This window comes from Occallatibacter sp., from assembly GCF_049510455.1.
Lineage (GTDB): Bacteria > Acidobacteriota > Terriglobia > Terriglobales > Acidobacteriaceae > Telmatobacter.
In genome coordinates this window covers 21,366-34,965 of record NZ_JBEKYX010000038.1, presented here as the reverse complement: position 1 = coordinate 34,965, position 13,600 = coordinate 21,366, and the positions used below count along the sequence as shown (strand labels likewise).

Sequence of the window (13,600 nt, the reverse complement as noted above, 5' to 3'; positions counted from 1 at the left end):
CAGAACCCGAAAAGCCCCATAAACACGCACCAAAACACCAATTCAAACCGGTTTGAAGGCAAAAAGTCCACAACTCCCCAAGGAATTCAAGGACTTGTGGCGTTTTTCAATGAGTTCCTAGTGCTAATTCCACGCCCGCCAAAGCTGATCGCAGCGTAGGCTTCGCGGAAATGGGCTTCGGGAATGTAAATTCCTTCGATCCTACCCATGCCACCAAAATGAGCCGCTTGCGAGTCTGCGGGACCCCAAATTGGTACGCTTCACACTGCTTCACTGCTGTCCTGTACCCACCAGACGTCAGCATCGCACAAAGCTTATCCCAGTACGCTCGATGTTCACCGGCTTTGGCACCAGCCACATTCTCTATCAGAATGACCTTTGGGCGCATTTGTAATGCGATCTCCCCGGCGAGGGTCAGCAAGGTATTTCGAGGATCGTCAAATCTGCGACGTCCAGCGGTTGAAAAGCCCTGACAGGGAGGACCGGCAACGAGGACAGAAGCCGACCCTCGCCAACAATATTCGTTGTTGCAAGATCTTGTAGTTTGGCAATCGACCCGAAATTGCTTCTATGTGTTTCGACAGCCGCCGGATCGGAGTCGTATGCATTTGCGCACTCGAATCCGGCTTGTGTGAAACCGAGGTCCAATCCCCCACAACCGGAGAAAAGACTGATAAATCGGGACTTAGGTTGGCGAAGGCGCATGATTGCTGGGTACCAGGATTCTGGCACATTATAGACCAACAATATCCTAATGTATAGTAAAATCTATGACTTACGGGTTTAGCCCCATTCGCTTTGCCGTCCGATACTGCTCTAGATTCTAATCGCTACACTCGCTGTGAGATTTCAAAAGCCAGGGTCCGGCGCTTCTATGTGTGACCTGTTCAGCTCAGGTGCGGGTGAGAGTTCTGAATCCACGACTCCACCAGAGCACTGAACTCCCGAGTGTGCTGGAGGAGCTCTGCCGCTTCGGTCGATGTAGCAATCTGTACTCCTGTGTAGTCGATGACGTTGCGCTTGCGCCGGCAGCCATCGAAGAACAACACCAGTCGATCAGCTTGTTTCCCAAGCGCCAGGGCGGCACATTCAAAACTGAGAGCATGATGGCCCGGCACGGCCGCGACACGGTATCCGGAACAGGCGGTCGCCATTCTCGCCACTTGCAAAGCTGCGTTGTAGGCCGTTGCGAATCGGCGATCCTCAGAAAGTGCTGGGAGCGCTGCGTCAGCCAGATCCCTTCTGACCACGGCGCGAAGTTCATCGAGTTCCTGCTTGCTCGAATGGTGCGTGTGAATTTTCCGAGCCGCGAGCAATTTCTTCCAACTCATCTTCTGTTCCTACCAACATTATCTTCTTGTTTCGCAGGACCGTCCGCAGGAAGTGATTTTTCTCGGCAGCCTTCCTGGCAAACTCCTCGACAGAGAAAACGGTCGGATTGACTTGCCGGCCGACAGCTGCTTCCACAGCGCGTAACCGGGGGCTCAACTCCATCGAGCTTACGTCACCCAGGATCATCACATCCACGTCGCTACCGGCGCCCTCTTCTCCGCGGGCGAGCGAACCGTAGACGAATCCAATCTTCAGCCCCTTGGTCCCCGCGATCGCCTCTCGAAGCATCGGAACGATACCGCTGGACTTTTCAATCAGTCCGCGCAGTTCGGGAAAGATCGGCGAGTCCTCATTGGCCTTGATATAGCTTCTCCGGCCATCGACGCGCTTGGCCAGGACTCCGACGCGAACAAGCGCATCGATCTCCCGTTGCAGCGATGAGGGGCCGGTACCGAGCGAAGCCGCCAATTCGCTCAGATACCATTCCTTATCCGGCCGGAGGAACAAGGATGTCAGAACGCCTTGTCGAGTCGGACTGAGAAGGGCTGCGAGAGTGGAATCCTTACGCATATTGCGTATATTATTACGCATATTGCGTAATAAATCAAGCGCCTACCGCTGGATCACAAACTCAGTCCCTGATCGGTGCCGACTGCGCCCTTAGCTACGGATTGAGCTTGAGAGATTTCATTGACAGCAAGAGCTACATGCCCAGCGTGTTCCAGAGCATTCTCCTTTGCTATGGGCTGGGCTTGGCGGTCATAGAACTGGCCTTGCGGATCGATGTGCAGCCAACCGGCAGTCTGGTTGTGCTGGTAGCTCTGGATGACACCGGTCTTCGGCGTGCACCTTATAACGTTCAAGGTTCTCTTCGTACCGGGTCCGCCGTTCGCGCCAGTATTGATCCAATGTCGCCAACTCGTTTGACTCCGCGACAACGTTTCCATTGTAGGACGGATCGGCGTAGTCAGGCTCGAGGACGGTTTCCATGGCGCTCTCCTTCCTTTTCTTGAAGTCTTATGCGGCCCTTGCCGAATCCGTGTACATCGCTGGGAAAACGCACCCTGCGGGAGCTGGACCGGAGTTTGGTCCCGGCGGGGGGCCGTCGATGAGGGTGGTTAAGCTGAAGATCGCTTCACTGCCGCACACCCCGCACCGCCTCCGGGTAGAGTTCGAGAAACGCGGGCGCGGCCGCATCGAAAGCAGGCGCGCGCTCATCGACCGGCTGGACTGCTGCGAGCAGATGGAGAAGCTCCTCCTTGAATTTCCCTCCGGTTGGAAGCTGGCCGGCGCATTCGCTGGCAAATTTATCGAAGACAGCGTGCTGGAATGCCTCGTGGTTCCCCAATAGATCGGGAAGGATCTCTCCCCTGGCAATGAGCCGGCCGCCCACGACCGTGACGAGCGGCGTGTCCTGAGACACCTGCGCGAGCGGACGTGCCAGATGCGCGAAGCCTGTCCCCAGCATCTCCTCCGCGAGTTCGATCGTTTCGTCGAGCGTGAGCTCCTTCAGGGTTGGGCAGCGAAGGACACGGGTTTCATCAACAAACTGGGCCAGCCGCTCATTCACGTAGTCCCGGCCACTCGGGCGCGTTGTGATCACCATCTTCAGTCTCTGCGGCCCTCGCCAACTCGCCACCAGTCCGATGACCTGCGCCAAGTCGGGATAGCGATGGGCATCGTCAACCACCAGCAGAGTGTCTCCGTGGGGTATCTCGTTTTCGGCAGCTGGGTGCCAAGGACGCATTTCACTCGCCCAGAGGATGTTCCAGGACGTTTGCCTTGCCGCCCACTCGCGGACCAATTTTGTCTTGCCGATGCCGCCCCTGCCCGGCAACACGGCAATGCTCTGCTCGGTTGAGCCCAGGAACGCGCCCTCATCGGCATCAGCGAAGGAGTCACCCGCCGCCACATCCCGAGCTGCCGACGCAAAAGCCGATCATCTTCACACTGCACGCCGGCAAAGCGATCTACCGGCATCACCAGAAGATTCACGATCCAGTGTTCTTCGGTATGTCGGGCAACTACCGCTTCGATGATCCGAATTGCGATCCGGCCAACGGAAGCCCTGGATGTTTCGGTGTGCTCTACGCCGGCGAGGACCCAGAGTGTTGCCTGCTTGACTCCTGTGGTGCAACGACTGGTGTGCCTTCCGTATCGGGCGCCTATCTCGATGCCCGCGCGATTGCCCGGATGGAACTCACAGAAGACCTGAGGTTAGTGGACCTGGTTGAGCCGGGCGGCCTCACCAGCATTGGTGCGGACAATCGGCTGACGACTGGCTCCTACTCGATCTCGCAACAGTGGTCCACAGCCCTCCGGCAGCATCCAACCAAACCCGACGGCATTCGAAACCCGCATCACGCTTAAGGCGAGAGTGTAGGACACGACTGTGAGGGATGCGAGGATTAATTGCGCACGGATGTAGCTGCCAAGCATGACGTTGATATCGCCAACGATGCCGCCAATCGTTCTCTTCTCCTCAGGAGTGCGACCCAAATCGATTATCCCGTTTGCGATCGATAAGCCGTCCTTGAGAAAGAACAGACTAAGTATGGGGATGAGGATCAGCCACCAAATATGCTGCGCAGGTTCAGCGAGCTTCCCACCCAAAGCCTGAGCGTATCTTAGGATGTCTGATCGATGAGCTACGAATAAGCTTTGAATCTGAACCTGCCGAACTTCGCTCCAGCCTTGCTTTCGCCCTATCTGGGAAACCAACTGGCCCGAGCCCATTCTGTCTAGTAGAGTGGGCAGACTTGTGGCAAGCGATCTGGCTTCCGCGGCGATTCGTGGTCCTACCAAAAACCCCAGCCCCACGAGCACAGCAATGAGGATGAAGTAAACTGCCGCGATTGCTTTGATCCGTCCGCGGAGAGGAGGTTCCAGACGAGAAACGAGCGGCTCGACAAAGTAAGCAAACAAGATCGCAAAGAGAAAGAGTGTAAGCGTTTCCTGGGCTTCATATAGGAAGGCTAAGACCAGAGCAAGGATCAGCGCAGTACAAAGAATTCGCGCGGTTGCTGGGTCCCAAAACCTTGTAAGCATGCTTCATCCGTTCACGACTATCTGACGCACACTGAGACAGGTCACCGCTGATCTTAAGTTCTAGCTCTAGTTCGTGTTCAGCGGAAGGATGCCATGCTGGACCGCTGGCTGATACGTCCAATTCGTCGCGTACTCGAGATGGAAGGCGCCGTTGATCATACACTCTCTTTTTGGACTTTGTGCCCTCAGGATCCTCGATTCCATGGGCACTATTGCTTGGATGGCCACGGACGAACTCGATTAGCTCAGCCGTAGTCCTGGTGAGCAAGCTCTCGAAGAGAATTGCTGGCCCTAAATCCGGCCAAGCAGCAACAGCACGACGAGCACAATGAGAACCAAACCTAAGCCACCGCTTGGATAGTAGCCCCAGCCGCGACTATAGCCCCATCTGGGAAATGCCCCTACGAGGAGCAACAGGACTACGACGATCAAGATAGTTCCTAACATAGTGTCCTCCCGAAAAGTGAAGACGGTGTGACTTCACTATTCAGCGCTGGAGTGAACTGGTGCCCACACCATAGGCCAGCATCGCACCTGCAGAATTCATTATCTGTTCTGTTTTGCTCATGGCCGGTGGATGGCCTGGAAGGGTAAGACCGAATCGCGAAGAATGCGGAGGCAATCAGAACGATTCGCTCGCGTCAGGTTACGAGATTCGGAGGTTGATTGTGGTTTTTTCGATGAGATTCGAACGCGGAATCTGGTCAATTTTGTACAGTACGCTCACGAGGTTGCCGTTTAGCATTCAGTTGAAATGGGCGTCGTTCTGGAAGATAGCAACATGGCTGACCTACTTCTCGATAATCCTTCCAGGTCGCGCTCACGTGCCTGACGTACGGATCAGGTCATTTCTGATTCAACCACTGGTTGGGGAAGCGCCATGAATGGGCAGTCTCCTAAATCTTGCTCTATAGCGAAGAGGGTAACGATATGTTGAAGCGTCTTCTGATCTTCTCAGCACTTGTTCTGGTGGTAACCCAAGTCGCGGTCGCCTCCGACCGTGACGACGACGTCGCCCGCACCCAAAAAGCTGCACAGGTCTTCAAAGAGATTATGGATACGCCTGATAAGGGCATTCCGCATGACCTGCTGAACAAGGCGAAGTGCGTTGCCATTATCCCAGGAGACAAGAAGCTGGCCTTCATCTTCGGTGGCAGCTATGGTCGCGGAGTCGCAACCTGCCGCACAGCGCACGGCTGGAGCGCCCCGATGTTTGTCGCCATCGACGAGGGAAGCATAGGCTTCCAAATTGGCGGCTCTTCAACGGATATCATCATGCTCTTTATGAATGACCACGCCTTGCATAGCCTTCTGAGCGACAAGTTCAAACTCGGTGGCGACGCTACAGTAGCGGCAGGTCCGGTAGGACGGAACGCCACCGCCGCCACGGATCTAAAGTTGAACGCAGAGATTCTGTCCTATTCGCGTAGCAAAGGTGTGTTCGCTGGAATCAGTCTGGATGGCGCTGTAATGCAGGCGGACAAAAGCGGGGATCAGGCGCTGTATGGAACCAATGTGGATCGGCATCAGATTGTGGACGGCACGATCCATGTCCCAGCTTCGGCACATAGCCTGATACATGAGCTTGACGCATACAGCAGCTAGCGCGGACGGGCGGGCAGTCTTGACGAAAAGAGTCAGACTGCGCACACTGCGTCCCAACGGAAGGAACATCCCAGCCTCCTGCGGGAAGGTAGACGATGCGAGCGCGTTGCATCGATTCATATCTAATTTGGCATCTCACTGGTTTTGATGGGAAGGAAATTCAGATGAAACCTATGCTTTCCGCTGTTTGCTGCATCGCTCTGTGTTCGATTCCTGCGTTGGCTCAAAAAACAACCGCTGAAGGATCGGCTATGACTGACCAGCGCTTTGTCGATTTCGCCGCACAAACCGACATGGCGGAGGCCAATCTTGGACAGTTGGCGCAAACCGCGGCTTCCTCGCAACCGGTAAAAGATTACGCTCAGTCGCTGGTCACCGATCACACCAACGACTTCCACCAACTGTACGACGCGGCGCACCAGGCCAGCCTGAACGTGCCAAACGCGATCGACACCGAGCACAATCGAACGATGATTGACCCCTTCCAGAAGCTGAAGGGCGTAGCCTTTGATCGCCGTTATATCCGGGAGATGATTGCCGGACACACCAAAGCGATCGTCGTTTACAAGAAGGAAGCGACAGACGCGCAGAATCCGGCTCTGAAATCCTATGCGGGGGCGGCTTTGCCCGTTCTCGAGAAGCATCTTGCCGGTGCGAAAGATCTGGAGAGAGCCAAAGCCCAGTGAAGAGAAGCTAAAACCCAGTGACGGTGCGGTGCGGAGCCACGCAATGGCCTTTGCTCGTATTGAACTTTGCGGACTTTGGTTGCTTGCTGGCGGAGCGTAAGCACTCCGTTCAAATCCATTTCATTCGGAGCAGCCAGACTTTCATCCCTTGCGTCAGGCAAGAGTAGGCAAAAAGCGTTGCCAGCAGGATCGGCCAGTATAGCCTCGGTAAATGGACCAGGCCAAGCGACGCCGCCACGGGGGAATAAGGAAGCCATGCTCCGAAGGCCATGATGGACAGGGTTGTGATCAACAACGGCCAGCTCGCACGGCTCTGCAGGAAAGGGATCTTGTTGGTGCGGATAATGTGGATGATCAGTGTCTGGGTCATGATCGACTCGACAAACCAGCCAGTCTGAAACAACGGAGCGCGGGATGGAGCCCAGCACTTGAAGAGATCGAGCATAACGAAGAAGGTCGTGTAGTCGAAGATCGAGCTGATGGGTCCTATGCAGAGAATGAACCGTTTAATTTCCTTGATATTCCATGGCCTCGGCAGCGCCACGAGTTCTTCGTCGACCGAATCAGTGGGAATTGGCACCTGCGAGAAATCATAGAGCATGTTGTTGCTCAGAATCTGAATCGGAGTCATGGGTAAGAACGGGAGGAAGGCGCTCGCTCCCAGGACGCTGAACATATTTCCGAAGTTGGAACTGGCGCCCATTCGGATGTACTTGAGAATGTTGGCAAAGACCTTCCGGCCTTCGATGACACCGCCCTCCAGCACCATCAGGTCTTTTTCCAGGAGGATCAGGTCGGCCGATTCTTTGGCGATGTCGGTCGCGGTGTCGACCGAGATGCCGATGTCCGCGACGTGCAATGCGGGGGCGTCGTTGATGCCGTCACCCATATATCCGACTACATGGCCCTTAGCGCGCAGGCAGCGAATGATCCGCTGCTTATGCGCGGGAGACAGGCGTGCAAAGAGGGTTGTCTTCTCAGCAGCGTCAGCAAGCTCGGTGTCGGACAGTTTCTCCAGATCGTCGCCCAGCAGCATCGGGTCGGCGAGCAGTCCCACGTCTCTGCACACCTTACGGCTGATCAGGTCGTTGTCGCCGGTGAGAATCTTCACGCCGACCCCGTGCCTGTGCAGCGCCTGAATGGCGGTTGCCGCGGTAGGTTTCGGCGGGTCGAGAAACGCAACATACCCCTTCAGCACGAGATCGCGTTCGTCATCCCTGGAGCAAGCCTGTTTTCCGGGCAGCTCCTTCATCGCGACCGCCAGGACCCGGAATCCGTCGTTGCTCAGACTCGCATATTCGCCGCTTAGCCCTTTCATCAGGGCGTCGTCCATAGGTGACAGCTTCCCATCCAGTTCGAACTGGGAGCACTGGCGGAAGATCTCCTCCGGCGCGCCCTTGGTCAGCAGCACCGCCTTGCCCACGGGATTTTCGACGAGCACGGACATCATGCGGCGGGTAAAGTCGAAAGGAATCTCATCGAGCTTCTTGTATTTCTCGACCAGGGATTGCTCATGAAAGTCCGAACTGTGCAGGATGGCCGTGTCGAGCAGGTTCTTGAGCCCCGTCTGAAAATGGCTGATAAGGTATCCGTCGAGCAGTACCTCATCCGTCTCGCGTCCGGCGACATTGCAGTGGCGCTGCAGCACCACCCGGTCCTCGGTGAGCGTGCCGGTCTTATCGGTGCACAGCAAGTCCATGGCACCGAAGTTCTGGATGGAATTGAGGCGCTTGACAATCACCTTCTTGCGGCTCATGGCAATCGCGCCCTTGGCGAGGCAGACCGAGACGATCATGGGCAGCATCTCCGGAGTAAGCCCTACCGCCACGGCCAGTGAAAAGAAAAAAGCGCTCTTCCAATCGTGTTTGGTGAATCCATTGATAAGGAAGACAAGCGGCACCATGACGGCCATGAGCTGGATCATCAGCCGGGTGAAGCCGTTGATGCCCTTGTCGAAACTGGTCGGCGGCGCGTCCCCGGTGATCGAGTCGGCCATGCTCCCGAGGTAGGTGTTGACTCCCGTGGCGACCACGACTGCGGTCGCCGTCCCGCTTTCAACGCTCGTGCCCATGAAGCAGGTGTTTTTGAGTTCCGTCGGCGAGTTCGCCGGTTTGGGATCGGCATCGTGGAATTTCTCCACGGGAAGCGACTCTCCCGTCAGCGTTCCCTGGCTAACGAATAGGTCCTTTGCGGAAAGCACCCGCACATCGCCCGGAATCATGTCGCCGGCAGATAGATGAATGATGTCTCCAGGAACCAGGTCGCATAGGGGAAGCTCGCGGGCGTTTCCATCGCGAACCACGGTAGCCGTCACGTGGATCATGGCCTTCAGCTTGGCCGCAGCTGAGTCGGCGCGCGCCTCCTGGAAGAAGCGCAACGCTGCGCTGAGAACCACCATTCCGGCCATGACGCTACCGGCGCGGGGATCGCCGGTGGCAAAGGAAATCGAGGAAAGTGCCGCGAGCAAGATCACCAGAGGATTGCGGAGGATGACCAGGAGGCGGAGAAACCAGCCGCGCCTTCGCTCCTGCGCGACTACATTCGGCCCCGTCTTTCGCGCCCGGTCCTCGGCCTCAGCCTGCGTCAGACCTTCGCCGGTGGTGCCCAGCGAACGAAGCAGTTCATCGCCGTCCTTTCCTGCTGCATCGATGACAGCCGGGGAAACACGGATGTTATGGTCTTTCGCTTTTGGCACAGGCGGAGACTTACCCGGGGGCGGAAGAGCCGCCGGAGTGCCAGCGGCGTTAGGGCTACGGTCTTTGGCCACAGCCAACGCTGAGTCTGTGATGTTGGCCGGTTTCATCCTCAGGCACTCCGATGTTCGCTGGTTCGAGGATGGATTCCGCAGCATACAAGCGGAGCACGAGTGTCCCACACGGTGACAACGGAAGTGTTGCTTCCGATTTCCTAGCAGTATCCGCTCGCCGGCATGAGAAAACTGAGCCATTTTGCTCAGTACAGGCAAGCGCTTCTGCAGCGCACGTAAGTTGCCGCATGGTTCCCTGCTTCCCTGTTTAGTTTTCTAAAGGGTGGCCGGAATCAACTCCTGATTTTGCCGTATCTACGGTTTTCTCGGCGTACAAGACAGCTTGGCCATCTCAAAGTCTGGGCAATTTCTGGTAGTGGTCAATTTGAATCCCCAGCTTTGAATAGCCGGAATTCCGGAACTTTAGGTGGTGACCCCAAAGACCGCGTTCGCATTCGTGAAGTTGAATCCGTTTTTCAGGCACTTCGTCGCAAAGACCTGCTCGCTCCTCCGCCTAACCCAAACAGTCTTGTCACCAGGCGCCATTTGGTTCCGTGACCCTCTGGGTACCTGTGGCGGTAGACGCGATCACTTCAGTCCAGGGCCGATAAAAAATAGAAAAGCCACAACGACGCCGGCCGCCGCGACAGCCCACGCAGCGCTCCAGCTGAGATAGACACTCGGTGCCGGTGCGCTCACCGCCATCCCGCGCTGCATATCGGGCAGCCACAACATACCCAGACCGCCGCCGAAAGATGATGCCGCTGCCAATCCAATCGCGGTGCCGTGCCCCATGGTTCGGTTCAATGCACCAGCGCAGCACGCAAAAGCGCCGGCCGTGACATACGGAATCCAGACGAGGCGGAACAGGCGCCTGCTTCCGTCATCGAGTCCAGCAAATCGCTTAAATTCTAACGCCGTTGCTCGCATTGACAGGAAGTAGACCACTGCACCGAACAAAATTAGCACGCCGCGCCAGACGATGTGTGCATGGAGGCCAGAGATGATTACGGCGGCATCTCCGAAATCGGTCACACCACTGAATGCGACATAGCCGGAGAAGACGAGCAGATTGAAAACCATATACAGCCAGAAAAAGTAGCGTAGCCTGGCGGCGCCCGGGGACAGCCGGTGCAACACCAACCACGCCAGTAGGCCGGCACCAAATTGCACCGCAGGACCCGCCGCCTCAATTCCAGGCGGATGAACGCTGCACCCCTCACCCCAGCCGGTGAGCATGACGTTATGGCCACCCAGGGCGAGACAATATCCGCCGTGTCCCAGCGCTTCATGCGTCATCATTGAAGCGGCATAGGCGAGGATCCCCAACGCGCCAAGCATCATTGCATTGTCTCGAGGGGAAGGCTGTGTCGATTGCTGACTTTCAGGTGCCATTTGTTGGGTCTACCCCTATGACCATGAACAACATGAGCAGGAGTTTACCTCTCAGACGCCCTTTAGGTTATGAACCCGATTAGCACGCGGGACATAACTCGTTCAAACTGAAACCAGTATTCCTGAGAGGACAGGATTGGAGTGATTTCAAAATCGATCAAATCGTCCCAACAGCTTGTCCACGCATTGAGCCTTTCTGCATCAGCAGCTTCCATGATGTGAAAGCAACGTGCATTTTGTGCGTCGATCCGTGGTAGATGATATCTTCGGGCACCATTCAGCCATCACGGACGAAACGCTCACGAATCGTCTCGGGGTCGCCGTCCTTGAAGTGTTCAACAATCATGAAGAGCGTAAGGATTTATAACAGTTGGTCTCTCTCTTTTCACGCATGATAACGTCCTTTATCATACGTTCGCGATAGCAGATGTTCTTTGGATTCAAACTGACCCATTACCCAATTTCTACGCCTAGATACCGCTGTTGTATTCAAGAAAGCGGAGTCTGTGACGTGCGAACGATCTCTACGGAACACTTCGCATGGCGAGCGACGAATTCTGCCACACTTCCAAGCAGAAAACGCAGGATGCCTCTCTGCCCATGCGAACCAATAACGATCAGATCGGCGCGCCATTCCTCCGCGCGATCGATGATGCCCTCTCTGATGTCACCTAGCTCGACCGCAGTGTCGGCCTTGAATCCGGCGCTCTGCAGCTCTTTCGCAATTCGCTCGACCAACGCGTGAGCTGGCTTTTTCTGGCCCTCCAACTCGGGCGCGTAGCCTGGGTCCATCTGAGGGGGAGTCGGCCCAACTGTCTCCAACACATGCAATACCAGGATCTCCGTGTTCTCAGTCCGAAACTGGGCGACAATAGCCCGCAATATATCTCCGGCGAACTTTGACTCGTCAACTCCCACTAAGATTCTCATGATTTCCCTTCCTTAAGATGCAACAAGGTAGATACGGCCAAACGAAAGGATCCTGGTAGGCGGCCGTCATGGCGATTCACGGAATACTCTGTCCCTTCCTCATCGACAGGATGGCTCACAGTGTCGAAGCACCGTGGGACCGAGAAAGATTCAGGTCGTGGTATAGGCTCACGTTGCCCTCTCTAAAACTCTTTCAGCAGCGACAGATTCGTTGCCTTTCCAAAACAGCCGTCCGCAGGCAGGCCATTGCATCTCTAAGGCTACGCTTCTAGACAGTGAGAAGCTCTTCCATTTGTTCGGAATTGTCGGTTCCGCCGCAAGGTTATGAGATGGGGCTGCTCTTCAGCAGTTGGTCGTACCATTGGGGAGCTACTTCCGTGGTGGTATCGGATCTCAGTAGATAGACCGTGGAACAGGGACGAGTTGCGCTCAGTCATGCAGAATCACATTGAGCAGCGATTTGTGCACCCGAATACCGCCGTTGTATTCAATGAAGCCGAGGCTGCGGAAACGGTTCATGAAGAAGCTGACCCGGGACCGGGTGGTTCCGATGATTTCCGCCAGTGCTTCCTGTGTGATCTTCGGAATCAATCTTTCCGATTCTCCGGGCCTGCCAAACTCCGCCATCAACAGGAGAACTCGCGCCAGGCGCTTTTCGCTGGAGTTGAAAAGCTGATCGACAAGATCGGCCTGGGTTCGCATGCTGCGGGCCAGTAGAAACTTCAGAAACAGATCGGAGAAGGCATGTTCCTCGTGCAGCACGCGCAGCACTTCCTCTCTGGTGATCTTAAGCGCCACGCAGGCGGTAATCGCGGTGGCCGTTGCTAATCGCAACCCGGCCACTCCCGCAACCGATTCCTCTCCAACGAAGTCGCCGGCAAAGAGGAGCGCGATCGTGGCCTCTTTCCCGCCTTGCGAAACCACAGTGAGTTTTGCGCGGCCCTTTTGCAGATAGAAGACGGAGTCAGCCGGACTTCCCTGCGAAAAGAAGGCCTGCTTCGGCTTGAATCGGACGATCCTTCGTCCGAGGCCTGCGCTCGTCAGAAACATGGTGGCATCAAATGAGGTCTTCTTCAGTTCAACCATTTGGAGGCAGCTTCCCCGAAGGCGGCCTCGTCCAGGAGAAGCTCAAAAGGATACGAGACGGCATCCGAATCTAAGACAAAAGAGGAATCCTTCTGATATCGGAAGTCTCTGCTTTAAGCAACTGCTTGAGAAACAGAGTCAATCTGCATTTGTAGATCACAGGCGTATATCTTCTGCGGTCTGTTTCTTTCTTTGTAGATCGTGATTTTCAGATGAAGCCCGTGGGAAAAAGACCCAAATAAAAGCTCCCTTCGTCGTTTCGATGTGAAGTATGCTTCACATCGCAGTCCTATCCTACGGCCATCCTTGATGGTATGGCAACCGACATCTGCGTATGGGTCGGCGGGCGGATCCGTAAACTGCGCCTGAAGCGTGGTTGGACTCAGCAGATCCTCGCCGATCACGCCGAACTTGCCCGGGAGCACATTTCAGCGATTGAAACCGGACGGGCAGAGCCAGGACTTCGGGCTCTCGAACGAATCGCCGACGCTCTTAAAATATCTCTAAAAGAACTGATTGGCCGCTAGTTGGCCTGAACTCAAGTCCTATGCCACACCCTGATTGTTTAGGGTCTCTGAGCGGCACTCAAGGCGATTCACTTCCCTCGATGGATGAGCAAAACTGTACAACTTTTGCGGCTCCGCAGCACGATACTGTCTGCGAGCATCACCATAACTACTGTGTGGCGTCAGTGATGCAACTTTGTGCGGCTTCATCTCGCAAGTGCCGGCAGCTCATGAAAGCCGCCAGTGCTGGCGGCGCTTGCCTCGAG

At 55.8% G+C, this 13,600-nt stretch carries 15 protein-coding genes and 2 pseudogenes; 4 read left to right on the top strand and 13 right to left on the bottom strand.

From position 1 onward, the window contains the following. Positions 1–106 precede the first annotated feature (106 nt). From ABSG47_RS08970 to ABSG47_RS08945, 6 genes and pseudogenes are all read right to left on the bottom strand, one after another. A pseudogene (locus ABSG47_RS08970) lies at positions 107–490 on the bottom strand (DNA cytosine methyltransferase); the annotation flags it as partial. After that, a complete protein-coding gene (locus ABSG47_RS08965; RefSeq protein ID WP_424169004.1) occupies positions 415–705 on the bottom strand; it encodes a DNA cytosine methyltransferase in 291 nt (96 codons plus the stop codon). The gene ABSG47_RS08965 and the pseudogene ABSG47_RS08970, both read right to left, overlap by 76 nt. Positions 706–887: 182 nt before the next feature. Further along, positions 888–1,331, bottom strand: coding sequence for a hypothetical protein (locus tag ABSG47_RS08960; protein ID WP_424169002.1), 444 nt, complete (start codon positions 1,329–1,331; stop codon positions 888–890). After that, positions 1,261–1,839, bottom strand: coding sequence for a nucleotidyltransferase domain-containing protein (locus ABSG47_RS08955; protein ID WP_424169000.1), 579 nt, complete (start codon positions 1,837–1,839; stop codon positions 1,261–1,263). The genes ABSG47_RS08960 and ABSG47_RS08955 overlap by 71 nt, the downstream gene beginning before the upstream one ends. Before the next feature lie 116 nt (positions 1,840–1,955). Further along, positions 1,956–2,195, bottom strand: a complete 240-nt coding sequence (locus ABSG47_RS08950; RefSeq protein ID WP_424168998.1) for a hypothetical protein — start codon at positions 2,193–2,195, stop codon at positions 1,956–1,958. A gap of 272 nt (positions 2,196–2,467) precedes the next feature. After that, positions 2,468–3,244 carry a hypothetical protein gene (locus ABSG47_RS08945; protein ID WP_424169008.1) on the bottom strand — a complete coding sequence of 259 codons (777 nt, stop codon included), beginning with the start codon at positions 3,242–3,244 and terminating at the stop codon, positions 2,468–2,470. A gap of 101 nt (positions 3,245–3,345) precedes the next feature. Between ABSG47_RS08945 and ABSG47_RS08940 the strand changes: the two are divergent. Next, positions 3,346–3,624 (top strand): annotated as a pseudogene (locus ABSG47_RS08940) (RES family NAD+ phosphorylase); the annotation flags it as partial. Here the strand turns inward: ABSG47_RS08940 and ABSG47_RS08935 are convergent. Together ABSG47_RS08935 and ABSG47_RS08930 are read right to left on the bottom strand one after the other, a co-directional pair. Then, the gene (locus tag ABSG47_RS08935; RefSeq protein WP_424168996.1) at positions 3,550–4,380 is read right to left on the bottom strand and encodes an AI-2E family transporter; all 831 of its coding nucleotides are present in this window, start codon (positions 4,378–4,380) and stop codon (positions 3,550–3,552) included. The pseudogene ABSG47_RS08940 and the gene ABSG47_RS08935 sit on opposite strands and share 75 nt — an antisense overlap. A 291-nt stretch (positions 4,381–4,671) precedes the next feature. Beyond that, entirely contained in the window at positions 4,672–4,827 is a 156-nt protein-coding gene (locus ABSG47_RS08930) for a DUF3309 family protein (RefSeq protein WP_424168994.1), read from the bottom strand. Between the two features lie 483 nt (positions 4,828–5,310). Between ABSG47_RS08930 and ABSG47_RS08925 the strand changes: the two genes are divergently transcribed. Together ABSG47_RS08925 and ABSG47_RS08920 are read left to right on the top strand one after the other, a co-directional pair. Then, positions 5,311–5,985: a lipid-binding SYLF domain-containing protein gene (locus tag ABSG47_RS08925; protein WP_424168992.1), complete on the top strand. Its 675-nt coding sequence runs from the start codon at positions 5,311–5,313 to the stop codon at positions 5,983–5,985. Positions 5,986–6,080: 95 nt separating this feature from the next. After that, positions 6,081–6,671: a DUF4142 domain-containing protein gene (locus ABSG47_RS08920; protein WP_490355063.1), complete on the top strand. Its 591-nt coding sequence runs from the start codon at positions 6,081–6,083 to the stop codon at positions 6,669–6,671. A 109-nt stretch (positions 6,672–6,780) separates the two neighbouring features. Here the strand turns inward: ABSG47_RS08920 and mgtA are convergent, their stop codons facing one another. The 5 genes from mgtA to ABSG47_RS08895 all read right to left on the bottom strand — a co-directional run bounded on the left by mgtA (position 6,781) and on the right by ABSG47_RS08895 (position 12,828). Then, positions 6,781–9,366: a magnesium-translocating P-type ATPase gene (gene mgtA / locus ABSG47_RS08915; protein WP_424168988.1), complete on the bottom strand. Its 2,586-nt coding sequence runs from the start codon at positions 9,364–9,366 to the stop codon at positions 6,781–6,783. A 639-nt stretch (positions 9,367–10,005) separates the two neighbouring features. After that, the gene (locus ABSG47_RS08910; protein WP_424168986.1) at positions 10,006–10,761 is read right to left on the bottom strand and encodes a hypothetical protein; all 756 of its coding nucleotides are present in this window, start codon (positions 10,759–10,761) and stop codon (positions 10,006–10,008) included. A 113-nt stretch (positions 10,762–10,874) separates the two neighbouring features. Then, positions 10,875–11,060 (bottom strand): DUF3303 domain-containing protein, encoded by a 186-nt coding sequence (locus ABSG47_RS08905; protein ID WP_424169006.1) that lies wholly within the window; start codon positions 11,058–11,060, stop codon positions 10,875–10,877. A 241-nt stretch (positions 11,061–11,301) separates the two neighbouring features. Then, a complete protein-coding gene (locus ABSG47_RS08900; RefSeq protein ID WP_424168984.1) occupies positions 11,302–11,742 on the bottom strand; it encodes a universal stress protein in 441 nt (146 codons plus the stop codon). Between the two features lie 429 nt (positions 11,743–12,171). Then, positions 12,172–12,828, bottom strand: coding sequence for a Crp/Fnr family transcriptional regulator (locus tag ABSG47_RS08895; RefSeq protein ID WP_424168982.1), 657 nt, complete (start codon positions 12,826–12,828; stop codon positions 12,172–12,174). A 314-nt stretch (positions 12,829–13,142) separates the two neighbouring features. On the opposite strand from ABSG47_RS08895, the gene ABSG47_RS08890 reads away from it, so the two are divergent. Beyond that, a complete protein-coding gene (locus ABSG47_RS08890) occupies positions 13,143–13,355 on the top strand; it encodes a helix-turn-helix domain-containing protein (RefSeq protein WP_424168980.1) in 213 nt (70 codons plus the stop codon). Positions 13,356–13,600 lie beyond the last annotated feature (245 nt).

Excerpts from the sequence above, each read along its gene's own strand:
- ABSG47_RS08895 (WP_424168982.1), bottom strand. The coding sequence starts at position 12,828 with ATGGTTGAACTGAAGAAGACCTCATTTGATGCCACCATGTTTCTGACG.
- ABSG47_RS08925 (WP_424168992.1), top strand. The coding sequence starts at position 5,311 with ATGTTGAAGCGTCTTCTGATCTTCTCAGCACTTGTTCTGGTGGTAACC.
- ABSG47_RS08920 (WP_490355063.1), top strand. The coding sequence starts at position 6,081 with ATGCGAGCGCGTTGCATCGATTCATATCTAATTTGGCATCTCACTGGT.
- ABSG47_RS08890 (WP_424168980.1), top strand. The coding sequence starts at position 13,143 with ATGGCAACCGACATCTGCGTATGGGTCGGCGGGCGGATCCGTAAACTG.
- ABSG47_RS08910 (WP_424168986.1), bottom strand. The coding sequence starts at position 10,761 with ATGATGCTTGGCGCGTTGGGGATCCTCGCCTATGCCGCTTCAATGATG.
- ABSG47_RS08960 (WP_424169002.1), bottom strand. The coding sequence starts at position 1,331 with ATGAGTTGGAAGAAATTGCTCGCGGCTCGGAAAATTCACACGCACCAT.
- ABSG47_RS08935 (WP_424168996.1), bottom strand. The coding sequence starts at position 4,380 with ATGCTTACAAGGTTTTGGGACCCAGCAACCGCGCGAATTCTTTGTACT.
- ABSG47_RS08900 (WP_424168984.1), bottom strand. The coding sequence starts at position 11,742 with ATGAGAATCTTAGTGGGAGTTGACGAGTCAAAGTTCGCCGGAGATATA.
- ABSG47_RS08930 (WP_424168994.1), bottom strand. The coding sequence starts at position 4,827 with ATGTTAGGAACTATCTTGATCGTCGTAGTCCTGTTGCTCCTCGTAGGG.
- ABSG47_RS08965 (WP_424169004.1), bottom strand. The coding sequence starts at position 705 with ATGCGCCTTCGCCAACCTAAGTCCCGATTTATCAGTCTTTTCTCCGGT.